The sequence below is a fragment of the Stenotrophomonas maltophilia group sp. Smal12 genome (assembly GCF_037079935.1).
Classification (GTDB): domain Bacteria; phylum Pseudomonadota; class Gammaproteobacteria; order Xanthomonadales; family Xanthomonadaceae; genus Stenotrophomonas; species Stenotrophomonas sepilia.
This window is the reverse complement of sequence record NZ_JBAWUK010000004.1, coordinates 85,894-106,519: the sequence shown is the minus strand read 5'-3', so window position 1 is coordinate 106,519 and position 20,626 is coordinate 85,894. Positions and strand designations below refer to the sequence as shown.

The 20,626-nt window shown below is 68.9% G+C and carries 17 protein-coding genes; 13 read left to right on the top strand and 4 right to left on the bottom strand.

The features are described 5' to 3' along the window. Positions 1-11: 11 nt before the first annotated feature. From WDC87_RS03120 to WDC87_RS03105, 4 genes are read left to right on the top strand one after another with little or no spacing between them, the layout of a single operon-like run. Positions 12-788 carry a helix-turn-helix domain-containing protein gene (locus tag WDC87_RS03120; protein WP_005416832.1) on the top strand — a complete coding sequence of 259 codons (777 nt, stop codon included), beginning with the start codon at positions 12-14 and terminating at the stop codon, positions 786-788. A 19-nt stretch (positions 789-807) separates the two neighbouring features. After that, positions 808-1,551 carry a molybdate ABC transporter substrate-binding protein gene (gene modA, locus WDC87_RS03115; RefSeq protein ID WP_252745204.1) on the top strand — a complete coding sequence of 248 codons (744 nt, stop codon included), beginning with the start codon at positions 808-810 and terminating at the stop codon, positions 1,549-1,551. Positions 1,552-1,554: 3 nt separating this feature from the next. Beyond that, on the top strand, positions 1,555-2,238 hold the full coding sequence (modB, locus tag WDC87_RS03110; protein WP_065177657.1) for a molybdate ABC transporter permease subunit: 684 nt from the start codon (positions 1,555-1,557) through the stop codon (positions 2,236-2,238). Further along, complete coding sequence (locus WDC87_RS03105; RefSeq protein ID WP_072167567.1) at positions 2,228-2,896, top strand: ATP-binding cassette domain-containing protein; 669 nt, start codon at positions 2,228-2,230, stop codon at positions 2,894-2,896. The genes modB and WDC87_RS03105 overlap by 11 nt, the downstream gene beginning before the upstream one ends. Positions 2,897-2,989: 93 nt before the next feature. On the opposite strand, the gene WDC87_RS03100 is transcribed toward WDC87_RS03105, so the two are convergent. Further along, positions 2,990-4,519 (bottom strand): sulfite reductase flavoprotein subunit alpha, encoded by a 1,530-nt coding sequence (locus tag WDC87_RS03100; protein ID WP_252745203.1) that lies wholly within the window; start codon positions 4,517-4,519, stop codon positions 2,990-2,992. Continuing rightward, positions 4,516-4,944 carry a PAS domain-containing protein gene (locus WDC87_RS03095; RefSeq protein WP_069138376.1) on the bottom strand — a complete coding sequence of 143 codons (429 nt, stop codon included), beginning with the start codon at positions 4,942-4,944 and terminating at the stop codon, positions 4,516-4,518. The genes WDC87_RS03100 and WDC87_RS03095 overlap by 4 nt, the downstream gene beginning before the upstream one ends. Before the next feature lie 441 nt (positions 4,945-5,385). On the opposite strand from WDC87_RS03095, the gene glgA reads away from it, so the two are divergent. Genes glgA through glgX form a run of 7 tightly spaced genes read left to right on the top strand, consistent with a single transcriptional unit; the run spans position 5,386 to position 17,515 of the window. Continuing rightward, positions 5,386-6,912: a glycogen synthase GlgA gene (glgA, locus tag WDC87_RS03090; protein ID WP_080376923.1), complete on the top strand. Its 1,527-nt coding sequence runs from the start codon at positions 5,386-5,388 to the stop codon at positions 6,910-6,912. After that, complete coding sequence (locus WDC87_RS03085; RefSeq protein ID WP_188240914.1) at positions 6,909-9,143, top strand: 1,4-alpha-glucan branching enzyme; 2,235 nt, start codon at positions 6,909-6,911, stop codon at positions 9,141-9,143. Before glgA ends, WDC87_RS03085 begins: the two co-directional genes overlap by 4 nt. Then, positions 9,140-10,858 (top strand): malto-oligosyltrehalose trehalohydrolase, encoded by a 1,719-nt coding sequence (gene treZ / locus WDC87_RS03080; RefSeq protein WP_072167572.1) that lies wholly within the window; start codon positions 9,140-9,142, stop codon positions 10,856-10,858. Before WDC87_RS03085 ends, treZ begins: the two co-directional genes overlap by 4 nt. After that, on the top strand, positions 10,855-12,699 hold the full coding sequence (locus WDC87_RS03075) for a 4-alpha-glucanotransferase (protein ID WP_252745097.1): 1,845 nt from the start codon (positions 10,855-10,857) through the stop codon (positions 12,697-12,699). The genes treZ and WDC87_RS03075 overlap by 4 nt, the downstream gene beginning before the upstream one ends. Then, positions 12,696-15,269: a malto-oligosyltrehalose synthase gene (gene treY, locus WDC87_RS03070; RefSeq protein WP_252745096.1), complete on the top strand. Its 2,574-nt coding sequence runs from the start codon at positions 12,696-12,698 to the stop codon at positions 15,267-15,269. The genes WDC87_RS03075 and treY overlap by 4 nt, the downstream gene beginning before the upstream one ends. Beyond that, positions 15,238-15,408: a DUF2934 domain-containing protein gene (locus WDC87_RS03065; protein WP_072167575.1), complete on the top strand. Its 171-nt coding sequence runs from the start codon at positions 15,238-15,240 to the stop codon at positions 15,406-15,408. The genes treY and WDC87_RS03065 overlap by 32 nt, the downstream gene beginning before the upstream one ends. Beyond that, positions 15,395-17,515, top strand: a complete 2,121-nt coding sequence (gene glgX, locus WDC87_RS03060; RefSeq protein ID WP_301655316.1) for a glycogen debranching protein GlgX — start codon at positions 15,395-15,397, stop codon at positions 17,513-17,515. Before WDC87_RS03065 ends, glgX begins: the two co-directional genes overlap by 14 nt. 52 nt (positions 17,516-17,567) lie before the next feature. Here the strand turns inward: glgX and WDC87_RS03055 are convergent, their stop codons facing one another. Together WDC87_RS03055 and WDC87_RS03050 are read right to left on the bottom strand one after the other, a co-directional pair. Continuing rightward, positions 17,568-17,882, bottom strand: coding sequence for an AzlD family protein (locus WDC87_RS03055; RefSeq protein ID WP_301655317.1), 315 nt, complete (start codon positions 17,880-17,882; stop codon positions 17,568-17,570). Beyond that, positions 17,879-18,610, bottom strand: a complete 732-nt coding sequence (locus tag WDC87_RS03050) for an AzlC family ABC transporter permease (RefSeq protein WP_252744352.1) — start codon at positions 18,608-18,610, stop codon at positions 17,879-17,881. Before WDC87_RS03050 ends, WDC87_RS03055 begins: the two co-directional genes overlap by 4 nt. A 127-nt stretch (positions 18,611-18,737) precedes the next feature. Between WDC87_RS03050 and WDC87_RS03045 the strand changes: the two genes are divergently transcribed. Together WDC87_RS03045 and WDC87_RS03040 are read left to right on the top strand one after the other, a co-directional pair. Beyond that, on the top strand, positions 18,738-19,202 hold the full coding sequence (locus tag WDC87_RS03045) for an Lrp/AsnC family transcriptional regulator (protein WP_005413654.1): 465 nt from the start codon (positions 18,738-18,740) through the stop codon (positions 19,200-19,202). 736 nt (positions 19,203-19,938) lie between these two features. Further along, a complete protein-coding gene (locus WDC87_RS03040; protein ID WP_336331278.1) occupies positions 19,939-20,619 on the top strand; it encodes a TonB-dependent receptor in 681 nt (226 codons plus the stop codon). Positions 20,620-20,626: the final 7 nt, after the last annotated feature.

Genomic DNA, 20,626 nt, shown 5'->3' with positions numbered 1-20,626 from the left:
GTCTTGCCCAGATGTCTTCGAATCCGCCTTCGCACGGCCGCCTTGGACAGGCCACCCCGAACCCCGCCGCCGCCGATGACGGCGACGCGCTGCACTTCTGCAGCACCTGCGCGTTTTCCGACGCCTGCATGTCGCAGGGCTACGACAAGACCGCACTGGGCGATCTGCACGTGCTGGTCGACCACGTCGGTCCGTTCCATGCGGGTGACTACATCTTCCGCGCTGGCGAGTCGTTTGATTCGATTGCTGCGGTGCGCGCCGGCATGGTCAAGACCTTCGTCGACGACAGCCAGGGCAACGAGCAGGTGCTGGGCTTCAGCCTGCCGGGCGAAGTGATCGGCCTGAATGCGATCCACGGTTCGCGCTTCCCCTGCAATGCGGTGGCGCTGGATACGGTGCATTTGTGCCGCATCTCGTTCCCAAAGCTGAGCTCGCTGGCCACGCGCATGCCCGGGCTGCAGGCCAAGCTGTTCAGCCTGCTCAGTGCGGAGATCGGCAAGGTCGCCACGCTGGCCGCCAACCACCGTACCGAAGAGCGCATGGCCGCATTCCTGCTGGACATGTCCGAGCGCTACGCGCGGCGCGGTTTTTCTGCCACGCGCTTCAACCTGACGATGGCGCGTACCGAGATCGCCAACTACCTGCGGATGGCGCCGGAAACCGCCAGCCGCGTGCTGCGCCGCCTGAGCGATGATGGGATCATCGCGGTGAAGCAGCGTGAGATCCTGCTGCTGCAGCCCGAGCGCCTGGCCGCGCTGGCGGTGGCCGACGAATCCGATCCGAACTGAACCTGGCCGGGAGCCGACGATGAAGCGAGCTGGACTGTTGTTGCTGGGCCTGCTGGCCACGGTGCCGTCCTGGGCGGCCACGCTGACCGTTTCGGCGGCATCGAGCCTGACCGAGAGCTTCCGCGAACTGGGCAATGCCTATGAGAAGGCGCACCCGGGCACCAAGGTCGATTTCAACTTCGCCGCGTCCGGCGTGTTGCTGCAACAGATCAGCCGCGGTGCGCCGGTGGATGTGTTCGCCTCGGCCGACGAAACCACCATGGACCAGGCCCAGCAGCAGGATCTGCTGGCGGCCGGCACCCGCGAGGTGTTCGCGGTGAACGCGCTGTGGGTGGTGGTGCCACCGCAGGCCAAGGCGGCGCCGCGTACCTTGAAGGACCTGGCCGGTGCCGGTGTGCAGCGCATCGCACTGGGCAACCCGGACAGCGTGCCGGTCGGCCGCTATGCCAAGGGCGCACTGGAAGTGGCGCGCCTGTGGTCGTCGGTGCAGGGCAAGACCATCACCACGCAGAACGTGCGTCAGTCGCTGGATTACGTGGCGCGCGGTGAAGTGGATGCCGGCTTCGTCTATGCCACCGATGCGCAGGCGATGCCCGACCGGGTGCGCCGTGCGTTCGCGGTGCCGGTGTCCGGGCGCATTGCGTATCCGCTGGCGGTGACCAGGGCCAGTACGCAGCCGGCAGAGGCACGGCGCTTCGCTGCCTTCGTGCGTTCGGCACAGGGCCAGGCGATTCTGGCCAAGCACGGGTTCGGCAAGCCCTGAGGCATGGATCTGGACTGGACCGCGCTGGGGTTGTCGCTGAAGGTGGCCGGCTGGGCCACCGCGATCAATCTGGTGCTGGGCGTGGCGCTGGGCGCGTTGCTGGCCCGCCGTCGCTTCCCCGGGCGCGAGCTGCTGGATTCGCTGCTGACCCTGCCGATGGTGCTGCCACCGACGGTGCTGGGGTACTACCTGCTGGTGTTGATCGGTCGCAATGGTCCGATCGGTGCGTGGCTGCAGTCGTGGTTCGGCATCAACCTGGTGTTCACCTGGCAGGCGGCCGTGATTGCTGCGGCGGTGGCCTCGCTGCCGCTGGTGTTCAAGCCGGCACGCGCGGCGTTCGAGGAAGTGGACGGGCAGCTGGAGCAGGCCGCACGCACGCTGGGTGTGTCCGAAGTGGCGGTGTTTTTCCGCATCACGCTGCCACTGGCGTGGCGCGGCATCCTCGCCGGCCTGCTGCTGGCGTTTGCGCGCGCAATGGGCGAGTTCGGCGCGACGCTGATGGTGGCCGGCAGCATTCCGGGCCGGACGCAGACGTTGTCGATCGCCATCTACGAGGCGGTACAGGCCGGCCAGGACGGCAAGGCCAATGCGCTGGTGATTCTCACCTCGGTGGTCTGCATCGTGATCCTGTTGCTGGCCGCGCGGCTGGTGGGCGGGCGTCGCCGGGAGCTGCGCGATGTGGCTTGACCTGCAGGTGCAGCGTCGCCTGCAGGCGGCCGGCCAGGAGTTCGTGTTGGACGTATCGCTGCAGTGCACGCAGCGGCAGGTGGTGTTGTTCGGGCCTTCGGGCGCGGGCAAGAGCCTGACCTTGAAGGCGGTGGCCGGGCTGCTGCGGCCGGGCCAGGGTCATGTGCGCGTGCAGGGGCAGACCCTGTTCGATGCGGCCACCGGCGTGGATCTGCCGCCGCAGCGCCGCCGGCTGGGCTATGTGTTCCAGGATTACGCGTTGTTCCCGCACCTGAGCGTGCGCCAGAACGTGGCGTTCGGGCTGGAGAAGGGGTGGTTGAATCCGCGCGTGGGCCAGCGCTTCGATGCGGTGGAGCAGTGGTTGCAGGCATTCCGCATCGACACCGTGGGTGATCTGCTGCCCTCGCAGATTTCCGGCGGGCAGCGCCAGCGCAGCGCACTGGCGCGGGCGCTGGTGACGCAACCGCAGGCGTTGCTGTTGGATGAGCCGTTCTCCGCGCTGGATCATGACCTTCGCCAGCACCTGCGCCAGGAGTTGGAGGCGGTGCTGGACAAGACCGGCATCCCGTTGTTGTTGATCAGCCACGATCCGCAGGACGTGGCCATGTTCGGCCAGCAGGTGGCGCGCATGGTGGACGGGCGTATCGTCGGCGATTGACCTGCATCTGTAGAGCCGAGCCCATGCTCGGCTGCTGTTGGCGGTGTTGCGAAAAGCAGCCGAGCGTGGGCTCGGCTCTACAGGATCTACGGATCAATACAGTTCACAGTGCGTGCGGCCTTCATTGCGCAGCGCGTCCCAGCGCCCTTCGCCACCGATGGCATCGATGGCCTCGCGCACCGCGCCTTCCAGGTGGCGCTTGTTGCCGCACAGGTACAGATGCCCGCCCCGGGCCAACACGTCGCGCACTTCGGCGGCACGCTGCTGCAGCACATGCTGCACATAGACCTTTTCGACGCCATCGCGCGAGAACGCGGTATGCAGGCCAGCCAGAACGCCACGCGTGTGCCAGTCCTGCAGCTGGTCGCGGTACAGATAGTCGTGCTGGCGGTGCTTCTCGCCGAACACCAAGTGCACTTCGCGTTCGCAGGCATTGGCCTGCAGTTCCTGCATCAGGCCCATCAACGGTGCGATGCCGGTGCCGGTGCCGACCAGCAGCAGCGGTGCCTGGCCGGTATCGGGCAGGTGGAAGCCAGGGTTGGAACGGCAGTACACCCGGGCGTGGTCGCCGCCATGCAGCAGGCTGCCGGTGGCAGTGCCGAAGCGCTCGCGGCCGCGCAGGGTGTAGCGCACTTCGCGCACGCACAGGCTCAGCTGGTCGTGGCACGGGTGCGAGGCGATGGAATAGGCGCGCGGCAGCCGCGGTGACAGCAGCTCGCGCAGCCGGGCCAGCGGCACGCCGTCCGGCGTGGCGTGGTCCTGCAGCACGTCCAGCAGGTCCAGGCCATGCAGGTAGGCGTCGAGCTCGCGCTTCTGGTTGACCTTCAACAGGCGCTTCAATCCCTCGCTGCCGCTGAGCCTGGCCAGTTCGCGCAGCACGCCCTTGCTCAGCAGGCGCAGCTCGCGGTCGTGCAGGGCGGCCACGGCGGTGCTGTCGCCGTACCAGGTGGCCAATGCCTGCAGCAGGGAAGGATCGTTCTCCGGCACCACGTGCAGGGTGTCACCCGCGCGGTAGGCCATGCCACTGCCGGCAATGTCCAGCTGCAGGTGCCAGGCAGCGGGGTCGCTGCTGTTCAAGCGGCGGCGTTCGAGAATGCGGGCGGCAAAGGCATTGTCTTCGCCATAGGCGGTGACCTGCAGGTGCAGGTCGTGGCCAGCGTTGAGGTCGCCCTCCAGCACCTGGCCCAGCACGGGCCGCCATTGCTGGAAGAACTGCTCGTAGCCCAGGTCGGCGTCCACGCGGTGCAGCAGCGGCTGCGCCTGGCGCTCGCTCAGCGCAGCATCCAGCGCCTTGGTGAAGCCACAGAAGCTGGGGTAGCCGGTGTCACCCAGGCCGAACACCGCATAGCGCAGGCCGCTCAGCGTCGGGGTCTGGCGCAGGGTTTCGAAGAACCGCTCGCCATTGGCCGGCGGTTCTCCATCGCCGAACGAGCTGGAAATCGCCAGCAGCACATCGCCGTGGCCGAGACTGGCCACGTCGATGTCGTTGAACGGGAGCACCTGCGGCGCGTGCGGCTGCAGGTCCGCGCCCAAGCGCTGGGCCAGGGCGCGGGCATTGCCCGACTCGGACGCGAAACCCACCAGCAGGCGGCTGAAGGGCGTACTGGTCGGGAGGGCGTTCACGCGGCCTCGTAGAAGTCGTCGAACTTTTCCTTGCTGAACTCGACCAGGTCGTAGTTCTGCATCAGGTCGTTCACCACGCGGCGGATGCTGATGTAGGAGGTGATGTTGCCGTCGCCGTCGAACAGCGGTTGCACGGTGGTGTCGACTACGTAGAGCACGCCGCCCTTGCCGAGGTTGGGCACGATGCCGGTCCAGGTCTTGCCGGCCTTGATGGTGTCCCACATGTCCTTGTAGACCGCCTTGGGCACGTCCGGGTGGCGCACGATGCTGTGCGGCTGGCCGATCAGTTCCTCTCGGGCGAAGCCGGTGAGCGTGCAGAACAGGTCATTGGCGTAGGTGATGTTGCCCTGCAGGTCGGTGGTGGAGATCACCATGACGTTCTGCAGCGCATTCACGAGCTGGGCGTTGTCGGGGGAGTAGCTCATCGCAGGGTCCTTGTAGAGGCCGGCAGCGCCGGCGTGTTCGGGTTCTGCATAGGAATACGCCCGCGTGGCAGCGGGCGGTTTGACATTGGTCAAGCGCGTAGCGCGAAGGCCTGCGACCGGGTGTCGCAGGGTGAGTCTCTTTAGAGATCAACCCAGCCCGGCTCAGGCGGCACGCGGGATTGCCAGCAGCCGGGCGTGGGCTCGGCCCCATCGCAGGAGACACGGGCAGGAGGCGGGCGCATGTCATGTGTACTGAGCTCATGACGTGTTGTCACAAAGAAATCGCCATGGCTTCACGGTTGATTGATCGCATGCAGGGCTATTGTCGTCCTGAGCCTCTCGCTGGCGTCCCCCACGTCCTGCGTCGACTTCCTTCCCAGCATCAGCGCCCGTCCGGGCGCCGCTGGCGTCTGTCTGCCTGAAGCATCCGAGATCATCCCCATGGCCCGCGCCGCCCAGTCCGCTTCACCCGTTGCGATCTCTCCCGTCACGCCCGTGCCGATCGGCACCCGCCGCGGCCATTCGCAACCGTTGGATCTGCCGGAACTGGTGCAGCGCGTGTTGTTCGTTGCCACCGAGATGGCGGACTTCGTCAAGGCCGGTGGCCTGGGCGACGTCGCTGCGGCCCTGCCGCGTGCGGTGCGCGGTGCGTGTGATTCGCGCGTGCTGCTGCCCGGCTACCCGGAGGTACTGCAGCGCCTGCCACAGCTGCAGCGGGTGGGGCAGGTCAGCGCGCGGGCCGGCTTGCCGGCGTGCACGATCGGCATGGCGGTGCAGGCCGACGGCCTTCCGATCTACGTGCTGCTGTCGCCGGAGCTGTACGAGCGTGAGGGCTCGCCCTACGTGGACGGGCAGGGGCAGGAGTGGAAGGACAACGCGGTTCGATTCGCGACGCTTTCGCATGCGGCGGCGGAGATTGCGGCCGGGCGTGCCGGGCTGGACTGGTCGCCACAGCTGCTGCACCTGAATGACTGGCCGGTGGCCATGGCGGCCGCCTACGTGCGTTGGGACCGGACGGCCGTGCCGACCCTGCTGACCATCCACAACCTGGCTTATCAGGGGCTGTTCCCCTACGCGCTTGCGCCGGTACTGGGCGTGCCGGCCGAACACCTGGATGAACTGCACTTCCACGGGCAGATGTCGTTCCTGCAGGGCGGCATCACCAACGCCACGCGGCTGAACACGGTCAGCCTTCGCTACGCTCAGCAGATCACCGCCCCGGATGAAGGCTGCGGGCTGCATGACCTGTTGGCGCGTCGCGCAGCCGGCGGGCACCTGAGTGGCATCGTCAACGGCATCGACGCCAGCTGGGACCCGCGCCGCGATATCCATCTCAAGGCCCACTTCGGCATTGGCGAGTGGACCGGGCGCGCCACCAACGCGCATGCGGTGCGCAAGGCGTTCGGCCTGGCGCCGTCGACCGGCCCGCTGTTTGCGGTGGTCTCGCGGCTGGTGCACCAGAAGGGCCTGGACATCACCTGCGACGTGGCGCCCCAGATCGTGGCGGCCGGCGGCCAGCTGGTCATCATCGGCGGTGGCGAGCCGCAGGTGGAAGCCCAGGTGCAGGCGCTGGCCCGCCGCTACCCGGGGCGGGTGGGCGCCTTCATCGGGTTCGAGGAAGCGCTGGCCCGCCAGATGTTTGCCGGTGCCGATTTCCTGCTGATGCCTTCACGCTTCGAACCCTGCGGGCTGAGCCAGATGTACGCACAGCGCTTCGGCTGCCTGCCCATCGCGCACGCGACCGGCGGGCTGGTCGATACCGTCGAGGATGGCGTGACCGGATTCCTGTTCCACGGCGCCAATGCCGATGGCCTGCGCCGCTGCGTGGAACGGGCGATGCGCACCTTCCGCCTGCCCGGCCTGCTGCAGGCCATGCGCCGCGCGGCCATGCTGCGGCCAGGTGGCTGGGATGCGGCGGGGCGCGCCTACCTGGCGTTGTACCAGCAGACCTGCCAGGTGGCCGCATGAGCCACGACAGCCTGCATCTGGCCGCCCTGGAGGATGAAGCGATCACGGAGACGGGATTGGATCAGCGCATCGCGCCGGCCTTGGAGGACCTCGTCCACGCGCGCCCGGCCGATGCATTCGCCTGGCTGGGCCCGCATCGCCAGCCAGAAGGCGGACGCCAGCTGCGCGTGCTGGTGCCGCACGCGCAGCGCGTCGAGGTGATCGCAGACGACGGGCGGCGCTGGGACCTGTCCCCCGGCCCGTTGCCCGGCCTGTTCGAGGGCGCGGCCGGCGACGCGGCGATACCGCTGCTTGCCCTGCATTTCGAACAGGGCGTGGAGCAGGTGCACGATGCCTATGCGTTCGGTCCACTGTTGGACGAAGCCCTGCTGCAGCGGTTCCATGCCGGTGATGCCGATGCGGCGCGGCAGCTGGGGGCGGTGCCGATGCAGGTGCAGGGCATCGCGGGCGTGCGCTTCGCGGTGTGGGCACCCAATGCCCAGCGGGTCGCGGTGGTTGGCGATTTCAATGGATGGGATGGCCGACGCCATCCGATGCGGCTGCGTCACACCGCCGGCGTGTGGGAACTGTTCCTGCCGGGCGTGCAGGCCGGTGCCCGCTACAAATTCCGCATCGTCGGCGCCGACGGCCGGGTGATGCCCGACAAGTTCGATCCGATGGCGCGCTGGGCCGAGCTGCCACCGGCCACCGCTTCGCGGGTGCCTTCGGCGGCGCCGACGCAGTGGCACGATGACGCATGGTTGGCGGCCCGACGCCAGGCCGGAACCTGCGCACCGCTGTCGATCTACGAAGTGCATGCGGGCTCCTGGCAGCGCAGCGACGAGGGTGCGCCGCTGGACTGGGATGCCCTGGCCGACCGGTTGATTCCGTACGTGGCCGGGCTGGGCTTTACTCACATCGAGCTGCTGCCGGTCAGCGAGCATCCCTTTGGCGGTTCCTGGGGCTATCAGCCGCTGGGCATCTACGCGCCGACGGCGCGCCATGGCACGCCGCAGGCCTTCGCGCGCTTCGTGGACCGCTGCCACCAGGCCGGCGTGGGGGTGATCTTGGACTGGGTGAGCGCGCACTTCCCGAACGATGCGCATGGCCTGGCCGGGTTCGATGGGACTGCGCTGTACGAGCATGCGGATCCGCGCGAAGGGGTGCACGCCGACTGGGACACGCTGATCTACAACTATGGCCGCAATGAGGTGGCCGCCTACCTGATCGGCAGTGCCTTGGAGTGGGTGGAGCGGTTCCACATCGACGGTCTGCGCGTGGATGCCGTGGCGTCGATGCTGTACCGGGATTACAGCCGGGCCGAGGGGGAGTGGATACCCAACGAGCAGGGCGGGCGCGAGAACCTGCAGGCGGTCGCGTTCCTGCGGCGGATGAACCAGACGCTGCGCGAGCGCTTTCCGGACGTGCTGGTGATCGCCGAGGAATCCACCGCGTGGCCGGGCGTGACCGCGCCGGTGGAAGCGGGCGGGCTTGGCTTCACCCATAAATGGAACATGGGCTGGATGCACGACACCCTGCAGTATATGGGGCGCGACCCGATCCATCGCCCGCATCACCACAGCGAGATCAGCTTCGGCCTGGTCTACGCCTTTTCCGAACGGTTCGTGCTGCCGCTTTCGCATGACGAGGTAGTGCATGGCAAGGGAGCGCTGCTGGCCAAGATGGCGGGCGAGCCGGCGCAGCGGCTGGCCCAGCTTCGCGCGTACTTCGGCTTCATGTGGGCGCACCCCGGGAGCAAACTGCTGTTCATGGGCGGCGAGTTCGGCCAGGGCCACGAGTGGTCGCACGATGCGGCACTGGACTGGGCACAGGCGGCCAGCAGTGAGGGCCAGGGCCTGTCGCGCCTGGTGCGAGACCTCAACGGCGTGCTCCGCGCCGAACCCGCGTTGCATCGCGACGAGCGCGACGAACGCGGTTTCGATTGGAGCGTGGCCGATGACAACCGCAACAGCGTTTACGCGTTCATCCGCCGGGATCCTGCCGGCAGCGGCCGCACCCTGCTGGTGGTGAGCAACTTCACCCCGGTGCGGCGCGAGGGCTACCGGGTCGGCGTGCCGCACCCGGGGCGTTGGAGCGAACGGCTCAACACCGACAGCGCGTACTACGGTGGCGGCAATAGCGGCAACCTTGGAGCGGTGCATACCGAGCCGCGGCCGATGCATGGGCACGCCCAGTCGCTGCGGCTGACGCTGCCGCCGCTGTCCACGCTGTACCTGCAGGTTGATGCATGACGGCAGTGACGCCGCGCCTGGGCGCATGGCCTGTGGCCGGTGACGGGGTGGAGTTCCGCGTGTGGGCACCGGACGCAAGGACGATGGCGCTGAGCCTGCACGGCACGCAGCGGCCGATGCAACGCGACCCGGACGGCTGCCACTGGCTGCGAACACCGGCATCGCATGGCGACCGCTACTGTTTTCGCCTTCCTTCCGGCCTGGACGTGCCCGACCCGGCCTCGCGCTGGCAGCCGGACGGCATCGACGGCGACAGCGCGGTGGTGCTGGACAAGGACATGGTGCAACCCACGTGGCGCGGGCATGCCTGGCAGGACCTGGTGATCTATGAAGTACACATCGAGGCCGGCGGCGGCTTCGCGGCGCTGACCGCGCAGCTGCCGATGCTGGCCGCGATTGGCATCACCGCCATTGAGCTGATGCCGGTCGCGCAGTTTCCCGGCCAGCGCAACTGGGGCTACGACGGCGTGTTCCCGTATGCGCCGGCCCATGCTTACGGTGGGCCGGCAGAGCTGAATGCCTTCGTCGAGGCGGCACATGCCGCTGGGCTTTCCGTGTTGCTGGACGTGGTCTACAACCACTTCGGACCGCAGGGTAACCATCTGCGCCAGTACGCGCGGGGGTTCTTCCGTGATGACCGCAGTACTCCCTGGGGCGAGGCCATCGACTTCCGCCAGCCCTGGGTGCGGCGCTTCTTCATCGACAACGCGCTGATGTGGTTGCGCGACTACGGCTTCGATGGGCTGCGCCTGGATGCGGTGCATGCCATCGATGATGAGCGCTTCCTGCAGCAGCTGGCCGAGGAGGTACACGCGGTGGTGCCGCACGCGCACCTGGTGCTGGAGAACGAACGCAACCAGGCGCGATGGTTGCGCGGCGCCTACCAGGGGCAATGGAATGACGACTTCCACAATGCGCTGCACGTGATGCTGACCGGCGAGCAGGAGGGCTATTACGCGGCCTATGCCGGTCGCGCCGAAGCACTGCTGGCGCGCTGCCTGGCCGAAGGATTCGCCTGGCAGGGTGAACCGGACCTGCGCGGCGATCCCCGCGGCGAACCCAGCGCTGACCTGTCTCCCGCGCGTTTTGTGGCATTCGCGCAGAACCACGACCAGGTAGGCAACCGTGCTTTCGGCGAGCGCTTGTCGATGCTGGTGGATCCGGCGCGGCTGCGTGCGGCGCTGGCGTTGACCGTGCTGACGCCGATGATCCCGCTGCTGTTCATGGGCGAACCGTGGCAGGCGCAATCGCCGTTCCTGTTCTTCACCGACTACGCGCCGCCGCTGGACGAGGCGGTGCGCGAAGGGCGTCGCCGCGAGTTCGCTGGTTTCAGCGCCTTTGCCGACGCCGCCTCGCGCGCGCGTATTCCGGACCCGAACGATGCGGCGACCCTGCAGGCGTCGTACACGCCGCCGCCCGGCGATGATCCCTGGTCGCAGCACTGGCTGCGCTGCACGGGCGAGTTCCTCGGCCTGCGCAGGCGCTATCTGCAGCCGGGCCTGCTGCAGGCGCGGTCGCTGGGTGCGCGCGTGCTGGGCCAAGGCGCGGTGCAGGCGGGCTGGCAGTTGCCCTCGGGCCAATGGTGGATCGCGATCAACGTGGGCCCTGTGCCGGTGGCGCATGCGGTGCCGGCCGGCGACTGCGTCGTGGGGCCGGACGCGGCCGGGATGCTGCCAGCCGGCGGCGGCGTGCTGGCCTGCTGGATCGCCGCATGAGCACGGATGCAGCGGTGCGGGAAGCGGCCGGCCGTGCGGGCCTGCTGGTCCGCTGGACCGACGTGGCCGGTGCCGCGCGCGAGGTCGCACCGGACGTGCTGCGCGCGGTGCTGGAGGCGCTGCAGGGCGATGCAGCGCCCGAGCACGGTGGCCTGCGCACGGCTTGCTGTGGACAGCTGCTGGCGATGCCCCAGGCGGCAGGCGCAGCGTGCTGGGTGGATGAGCAGGGCGCAGTGCTGCCGGCACACCCCGATGCGCAAGGGCGCTGGCGCGTGCCGGATCAGCCCGGCTACTGGCAGTGGCGCCAGGGCGGACGGCAACAGGCGATTGCGGTGGCACCACAGCGTGCCTGGTGGCCGCTGGGCTTGCTGCGCGGCTGGGGCCTGTCGGCGCAGGTCTACAGCCTGCGCGCTCGCGACGACGCCGGCATCGGTGACAGCGCCGGCTGTGCGCGATGGAGCGAACTGCTGCACCGTCACGGCGGCGATGCAGTGGCGTTGAGCCCGCTGCATGCCGGCTTGCCACCAGGGCCCGGTTACAGCCCCTATTCGCCCAGCGACCGGCGCTGGCTCGATCCGCTGCAGACCTCCCTGCCGCAGGTACTGCCGGAAGCAGCCGACGCCGTGCTGGCTGAAGACGAAGCACTGGCGACGGCCGTTGCAGCAGCCACTGCCGCGCGCCGCATCGACTGGCCGCACTCGGCGGCGTTGAAGTGGCGCTGGCTGCGCCAGGTGCGCCAGTGGCTGCGGCAGCAGGCGCCGGCTCAGTACGAACAGATGCAGACGTGGTGCGATGCGCAGGGCGAATCCCTGCTGCGCTATTGCCAGCACGCCGCCGACCGGTTCACTGGAAGCGCCGACGACCATGCGTTTGCGCAGTGGTTGGCGCGGCAGGGCTGGGCGCAGGTGCAGGCGGGCTTGCGCGACGACGGCGCGTCGATCGGACTGATCGCAGATCTGGCGGTGGGTTGCGCGCCGCAGGGCGTCGAGGCCCGGACCGGCGGCGACCATCTGCTGCAGGGCCTTGAGCTGGGCGCGCCGCCGGATGCGTTCAATCCGCTGGGCCAGGCCTGGGGTATCACCAGCTGGTCACCCTCCGCGCTGCAGCGCGAGGGCTTTGAGCCGTTCATTCGCGTGCTGCGCGCCGTGATGGCCGGCCGTGGGGGGCTGCGCATCGACCATATCCTCGGCCTGCAGCGGCTGTGGGTGCTTCCCTGTGGCTCAGCCGCCGGACAGGGCGTGTACCTGCGCTATCCGTTCGATGATCTGATCAACCTGCTGGTTCTGGAATCGTGGCGGCATCGCTGCGTGCTGATCGGTGAAGACCTGGGCGTGGTGCCGCCGGGCATTCGCCAGCGGCTGGCAGCCCGCGGCATCCTGGGCATCGAGGTGCTGCCGTTCGCCCGCAAGGGTGAACACTTCCTGCCTGCGCCAAGGTGGCGCCGCGATGCGGTGGCCATGCCCTCCACCCATGATCTGCCACCGCTGTCCGGCTGGCTGCACGGGCGCGACCTGCGCTGGCGTGCCCGCCTGGGTGAGCTGACCGGGCTTGCAGCGGCGTTGCACGCGCGCGCCAGTGAGGTGCAGGGACTGTCCGCCGTTGCCCGAGGCGAGGGCGCGACGCTGGAAGCGCGTGCGCTGTCGCTGGTCGCGCACGCGCCTTCGCGGTTGGCGCTGCTCCCGCTGGAAGATGCGCTGGGGAGCCGCGCGCAGGTGAACCTGCCGGGCACCGTCAACGGCCATCCGAACTGGCGCCGGCGGCTACCGCTGGCATGGGAACAGGACGCGGTTGACGCGCGTATTGCCCGGTTCAGCGCAACGCGGCGGAGGGAGCGGCGATGACTCCATTGCGTGCCACCGTACGCCTGCAATTGCATGCAGGCTTCGACCTCGAGGCCGCCGCGATGCAGCTGCCGTACTACGCCGCGCTGGGCGTCAGCCACCTTTACCTGTCGCCGATCGCCGCTGCGCTGCCTGGGTCTACGCATGGCTACGATGGCATCGACCCGGCCTGCATCAATCCGGAACTGGGCGGCGAAGAAGCCTTCCGGCAACTGGCCACAGCGACGCGCGCGCACGGCATGGGCCTGATCCTCGACATCGTACCCAACCATCTGGCGGCGTCCCCGCACAGCCATTGGTGGAACGATGTGCTGATGCACGGGCGTCGAAGCCCGCACGCAGCATGGTTTGACATCGACTGGGAGGCGCCGGGCTGCGAGGGCCGGCTCTGGCTGCCTGCACTGGACCGGCCGTTGCACGACGCGGTGCGCGATGGCGTAGTGCGCGTGGTGGTGGACAACGCGCGTCCCGTGCTGCGCCACCATGGTCTGGCGTTGCCCTTGTCGCCGCGCAGCCATCCACTGGACTCCGCGCAGTGGCCGGCGTGGGCCGAGCGCTGCAACCGCAGCGTTGAACGGCTGCATACGCTGCTGCAGCGGCAGCACTACCGGCTGGCTTGGTGGCGCACGGCGGGCGATCAGGTGAACTACCGGCGCTTTTTCGATATCAATGAACTGGCCGCGCTGCGGGTGGAGCGCGATGACGTGTTCGAGGCGGTGCATGCGCTGCCGCTGCGGTTGGTACGCGAGGGATGGGTGGACGGCCTGCGTATCGATCATGTGGATGGCCTGTCTTCCCCGGGCGCCTACCTGCGGCGCCTTCGTGAATCGCTCGACGCAGCCTGTGCGGCCGGCGGCCGTGATCCGCAGGCGGTGAGCCTGCATGTGGAGAAGATACTGGCCGAGGGCGAGCAGCTGCCCGACAGCTGGGCCTGCGACGGCACCACCGGCTATGACTTCATGGACCAGACCGGTGCCTGGTTGCACGATCCGGCGGCTGCACCCGCGCTCTCGCGCACGTGGCAGGCGCTGGGCGGTGATCCGCGCAGCTTCGACCGGATCCAGCAGGACGCTCGCGGCATGATGTTGCGCCAGGGCCTTCACGCAGACTTCCAGCGGCTGCTGCGCAGTGCGCAGCAGGTCCTGCAGCCCCGGCTGGCCGAGGCCGATATCGGAGTGGCTGCGCTGGCACGCGCATTGGCTTCATTGCTGCGGCATTACCGCACCTACCGGCCCTATTCGCTGCAGGGGGCGGGTGAACGAAAGGCGCTGGTGGACGCTGCAGCTGCTGCGCGCGAGGCGCTGGACGGTGCGGCATGCGCCGCGCTGGATCTGCTGCTGCAGGCACTTCCCGGCCAGGCGCCGGCTGAAACCGAGCTGCGCGTACGGTTCGGGCAGCTGGCCGCGCCGTTGAATGCCAAGTCGGTGGAAGATACCGGGTTCTATCGCTATTTCAGGCTGCTGTCGCGCAACGAAGTCGGCAGTGATCCGCAGCGGCTGGGCATGGAAGGGCGCGAGCTGCTGGAACATGCAGCCGGGCGCCTGCGGCGCCATCCCAGGGCGCTGCTTGCGCTGGCGACCCACGATCACAAGCGCGGGGCCGACAGCCGGGCACGGCTGGCGGTTCTCAGTACCTGCACGGTCGAGTGGCGGGACGCGGTGCGGCGCTGGGGCCGGATGGCGACCCGCGCCGGCGCGCCAATGCCATTGCCGAGTGCCGAGGCCTATGCGCTATGGCAGGCGCTCGTGGCCGCGTGGCCGATGCACGGTACCCCCGGCGCAGGCTTCGCATCGAGGATGGTGCAATGGCTGACCAAGGCGTTGCGCGAGGGCAAGCGGGTCAGCAGCTGGTCCGATCCCAACGTGGCCGTGGAGGAGGGCGCCGCGCAGTGGCTGCACGCGCTGCTGGATGGAGCGCCGTTGCAGCCGGTGCGGGAGGCGCTGGCGACCTTCGTGGCGCGCATCGCGCCGGCGGGCGCCTGCAACGGCTTGGCACAGCTGTGCCTGCAGCACTGCCTTCCCGGCGTGCCCGATCTTTACCAAGGCGGTGAAGGCTGGGACCTGAGCCTGGTGGACCCGGACAACCGGCGCGCCGTGGATTATCCAGCGCGGCAGGCCTGGCTGCGTGATGCGCGCGCGTGGCCCGCGCTACTGGAGGACTGGCGGGACGGTGGGATCAAGGCATTTCTACTCCGGCGATTACTGGATTGCCGCCGCAGGCACCCGCAGCTGTTCCTGCACGGCGCGCTGCAGCCGCTGTCGGCGCCGGTGCGCTCACCGTGGCTGGCGTTCACGCGCAGGCATCAGGCGCAGATGCTGCTGGTGGTCGTGCGGCGTGGTTCGCCCACCGCCGTGCCTGGCCCAAGCCTGCATGCGCCGCGCGACGTCGGCAGCGATGTGACGCTGCGTGGGGTGCCGACAGGCCCCATGCGCAACGTCCTTGACGGGCGTATCGAACATTTCAACGCAACCACGGACGTGGCCAGGCTTCTGGCTGGCAGCCCGTTGGCGATATGGATCAACGAGGAGGCAGGTAGGGATGGACAGCAGGGAACGACGGCAGCGGATTGAGGCACTGGCCCACCAGATCTGGGAGGCAGAAGGGCGCCCGGATGATCAGCAGCAACGGCACTGGCACATGGCCGAGCGGCTGGTGGAGGCCGAGATCGCCGCCGCGCGCGAGGAGGAGGGCACCGATGGCGAGCCGTAAGTGGACGCAGACCTCGCGCGTGCGCGAAGGCCGGCCCTTCCCGCTGGGGGCGACCTGGGACGGGCTGGGTGTGAACTTCGCGCTGTACTCGCGGCATGCCACCCGGGTTGAACTCTGTCTGTTCGATGCACGCAACCGCGAAGTGGAACGCATCGCGCTGCCCGAGTACACCAACGAGATCTGGCATGGCTACCTGCCGGACGTGAGGCCCGGCCAGCGCTATGGCTACCGGGTGCATGGCCCCTATGCGCCCGAGGAAGGCCATCGCTTCAACCCCAACAAGCTGCTGCTGGACCCCTACGCCAAGCAGATTGTGGGCGAACTGAAGTGGGCCCCCCACCTGTTCGGCTACACCTTGGGCCACCGCGATGGCGACCTGAGCTTCGACCGCCGCGACAGCGCCAGCTACATGCCGCGCTGTGCCGTGATCGATCCGGCCTTCAGCTGGGGTGCCGAGCGGGCACCTGCCACGCCCTGGGACCGGACCGTGATCTACGAAGCGCACGTGCGCGGGCTGACCATGCAACACCCCGATGTTCCGCAGGCCGAGCGTGGCACCTTGTCTGCCCTACGCCATGACGCAGTGGTCGACCACCTCAGCCATCTGGGCGTGACCGCCATCGAACTGCTGCCGGTGCACGCCTACGTCGATGACCAGCAGCTGCTCGAGCGCGGGCTGCGCAACTACTGGGGGTACAACACCATCGGCTTCTTCGCGCCGCAGCCGCGTTACCTGTCGCTGGGCACCGTGGCCGAGTTCAAGCAGATGGTCGCGCGGCTGCACAATGCTGGCATCGAAGTGATCCTGGATGTGGTCTACAACCACACCGCCGAAGGCAATGAGCTGGGCCCTACGCTGTCCTTCAAGGGCATCGACAACGCCAGCTACTACCGCCTGGCCGATGATCGCCGCTACTACATCAACGATACCGGCACCGGAAACACGTTCGACCTGACCAATGCCGGTGCACTGCGCATGGTGATGGACTCGCTGCGCTACTGGGTGACCGAGATGCGGGTGGACGGCTTCCGCTTCGACCTGGCGACCATACTCGGCCGTGAACGGCATGGGTTCGACGCTTCGGGCAGCTTCCTTGATGCCGTGCGCCAGGACCCGATCCTGAGCCAGGTGAAGCTGATCGCCGAGCCCTGGGACATCGGCCCGGGCGGCTACCAGCTGGGCCAGTTCCCGCCGGGCTGGGCCGAATGGAATGACCGTTTCCGAGATACGGCGCGCGCGCTGTGGCGCGGCGATGGCGGCCAGCTGGCGGAGTTCGCCACGCGCTTCACCGGCTCGGCCGACCTGTTCGAGCACCACGGCCGGCGGCCGTCGGCCAGCATCAATCTGGTAACGGCACACGATGGGTTCACGCTGCATGATCTGGTGAGCTACAACGACCGCCACAACGAAGCCAACGGCGAAGACAACCGTGATGGCCATTCGCACAACCTTTCCAGCAACCATGGCGTGGAGGGTGAGACCGATGATCCGGCGATCCTCTCTGTACGTGCGCGGCAGATGCGCAACCTGCTGGCCACGCTGCTGCTGGCGCAGGGCACCCCCATGCTGCTGGCCGGCGATGAGTTCGGCCATTCGCAGCAGGGCAACAACAACGCCTACTGCCAGGACAACCCGCTGAGCTGGATCGACTGGGAGCGTGCTGCGCAGCCGGCAGCCCAGGCGCAGGTGGCGTTCGTGCGGCGGGCGCTGTCGCTGCGCCGACGCTATGGCCTGCTGCGCAGGAACCGGTTCCTGCGCGGCGAATACGATGAGGCGCTGGGCCTGCGCGATATCGACTGGCGGCATCCCGATGGTCGCGGCATGGAGGAAGCGGACTGGCATGACGCAGGGCTGCGTGCGCTGCTGATCATCTTGGACGGTCGCAGTCCGGACAGTGGCCTGCGCGAGCCCGGGCGGCATGTCAGCCTGGCCCTGTTGTTGAACGCCGGGGAGCAGCCGCAGCGGTTCTGTGTGTCAGACGACGCCCTGTCGTTCCGGCGCGTACTCCTGCAGACCGACGAAACGCCGTTGGAGCCGGATGGGGAAGGCGCCTGGACGCTGCCGCCGCGCAGCCTGTGCCTGCTGGCGGCAAGCAGCAGCGCTTGATTGCATCGCGGCGCCACTACGGTCCGCCGGGCGTTGCCCGGCGTACCGGTAGCTACCCCATCAGATAACGCGACACACCCGCCGAGACCACGCCGATCAGCACCGTCGGCAGCATCGACAGCCGCGTGGCGGCCAGCAGGGTGATCGCCAGTGCAGCCAGGTCGGCCGGCTTGTCAGCGACGAAGTCCGGGGCGATCACCGAGATCAGCACGCAGCCCGGCGCGGCTTCCATCACCGTCACTGCGCGTTTGCTCAACGTGCGGTTACGCAGCGCGAGGAAACCGACAATGCGGGTCAGGTAGGTGGCGGCGGCCATCAGCACGATGGTCAACACCGAGGTCCAGTGGATCAGTCCATTGAAGATCATGCCGGGTCCTCCGCCAGCAGCCAGGCGGCGGCCAGGCCGGCCAGTGCGCCGCTGGCCACGTACCACGCGCCCGGGATCAGCAGGTAGGTGGCGGCGGCCACCACCAGGCTGACCAGCCACGGCCGCGCCGCCTTCATGCCTTGCCACATGCCGCGCAGCAGTACCAGGAACACGGCGGGGAAGGCCATGTCGAAGCCGTAGGCGTGGATGTCGCCCAGCATCGGGCCGACGATCGCGCCCAGTGCGGTGCAGGCCACCCAGACCGTGTACAGGCCGGCCGACACGCCCAGGTAGTAGGCCAGGCTGAAGCCCAGCGCGCGTCGACACGCATCGGCCACGCCCATTGCCCAGCTTTCGTCGCACATGAAGAACAGCGCCGGCAGCACCCGGCGGCGCGGCAGGTGTTGCAGCAGCGGGGCCAGGCTGGCGCCCATCAGCAGGTGGCGGCTGTTGACCAGCGCGGTGATCGCCACGATCAGTGCGATGTGCGGTGGCGAGGTCCACAGTTCGACGGCGGCGAACTCCGAACCGCCAGCGAAGTTGAGGCCGGTCATCAGCGGTACTTCCAGTGCGCTCAGGCCCTTCTGGGCCGCCTGCGCGCCGAGCACCAGGGCGAACGGAATGAAGCCGATCATCACCGGTACGGCGGCGCACAGGCCGCGCAGGAATTCGGCACGCGGCGCGGTATCGCAGGTGTTAGGCAGGGGGAGGGTGGTACGGGCGTCCATGGAACGGCACGACGAGGTGGGGGTGGCCCATGCTAGCGGTCCGATCACGAAATCGGGTTGCGTTGATGCCACTGGATTCTGGATGATTGATATTCCATGCGGCCAGAGTCGACCAGGACGAAATTGCATGCAGTACCAGCTCGACAACCTTGATCGCCGCATCCTCGACGCCCTGCAGCGCGACGGCCGCCTGCAGAACCTGGAGCTGGCCCGTCTGGTCGGGCTGTCGCCGTCGGCCTGCCTGCGCCGGGTGCGGCTGCTGGAGGAGGGCGGTTACATCGACCGCTACGTGGCGCTGTTGAACGAGGCCAAGGTGGGCCGCGGCTTCACCGTGTTCGTGCGGGTGTGGCTGCGCGGGCAGGACGAGGACACCACCAACCACTTCATCAACAGCATCAAGTCTTTCCCGGAAGTGCTGGAATGCCATCTGATGGCCGGTGACTGCGATTTCCTGCTGCGGGTGGCGGTGGCCGACCTTGATGCCTACCGGCAGTTCCAGATGCAGCACCTGAACCGGATCGCCGGCGTGCAGAACACCAAGACCGAGATTCCGATGCAGCGGATCAAGCAGACGACCCAGCTGCCGCTTTGAGGGATGGGGTTTGCGGCCGGGTTGCACCCGGCACCCGCGGGTAGTGCCGGCTGCTGGCCGGCAACCTCAGGAGCAACAACAGCAACAGCGATGCTCCGTGGGGCGGGGGGGGGGGGGGGGGGGGGGGGGGGGGGGGGGGGGGGGGGGGGGGGGGCGGGGGGGGGGGGGGGGGGGGGGGGGGGGGGCGGGGGGGGGGGGGGGCGGGGGGGGGCGCGGCGGGGGGCGCGGCCCCGCCGGCGGGCGGCGGGGGGGGGGGGGGGGGGGGGGGGGGGGGGGGGGGGGGGCGTTTCTCGCAGCGCCGGACCCAAATAACACAGAACCAACATCCGGCTCTGGGGGGCGGGGGGGGGCGGGGGGGGGGGGAGCCGCCACCCCACCCCCCAACCCCGGGGCGGGGGGCCCCCCCCCCCCCCCCCCCCCCCCCCCCCCCCCCCCCCCCCCCCCCCCCCCCCCCCCCCCCCCCCCCCCCTGACAGTTCCCCGCGATCCGTCGGGGTCGGATCCCGTTGTTGCGCAACGGGTTTTGACCCCTGGGGCAGATGATCATGCCTGTTCGATTCATTGATTCCTGACGCGTGACTGGCTTCGCAGGGCCTGACCCGGCGTCAGCCGTGGCGGCGGTCATCGCAATGACATGTGCCCCCGGTACGGTTTGAGCCCGCTTGCGGGTCGCGCGTGGGCCGGGGTTCCGGTCGTGGTGCGCGACCGTTGCAGCTGCTGTCGCTGCCGAGGGTCATGTGTTCTACGTCAGGGGGCTGAATGGACACCACGCGGTCAGAACTTGGAAGGTGGCCATCGCCGCATGGCTGCTGCTGTCCTTTGCCGCTGCCGCACAGGACGCGGTTCACGCCTACGACATCCCTGCGCAGCCGCTGGAACAGGCGGTCGAGCGCTTCAGTGTCATCAGTGGGTGGTCGGTGATGTATCCCGGCGACCTTGCTTCGGGCCGCAGCAGCCATGCGCTGCGCGGGAGCCTGGCGCCGCTTGTGGCGCTGGAGTCGCTGCTGCAGGACACCGGGATCGAGGCCGAGGTGATCGGCGAGCAGCGTGTGGTGCTGCGCCGGGGCAAGCCCTCGGCCGCGGAACCCGATGTTGGCGCGGGGCTGCCCGGGGCCGAACGCCGGCGTCGCTACGGCGGGTTGCAGCAGCGGCTGCGTGCGGCGTTCTGTGACGACCCGGAGATTGCGCCCGGCCGCTATGCCGCAACGCTGCGCTTCCGCATCGACGGCGCGGGCCAGGTGAGCGAGCCCGAGCTGCTGTCCGGCAGTGGCAGTGATCGCCGCGACGCACGCCTGCTGCAGGCGCTGCACGGCCTGGTGCTGGCGGCCGACGCCGCCGCGCTGCCACAGCCGGTGACGCTGCAGATCCGTCCTTCCGGCACCGACCACGACTGTGGCCGGCGCGCGCCCCTTCCATGACTTCAAG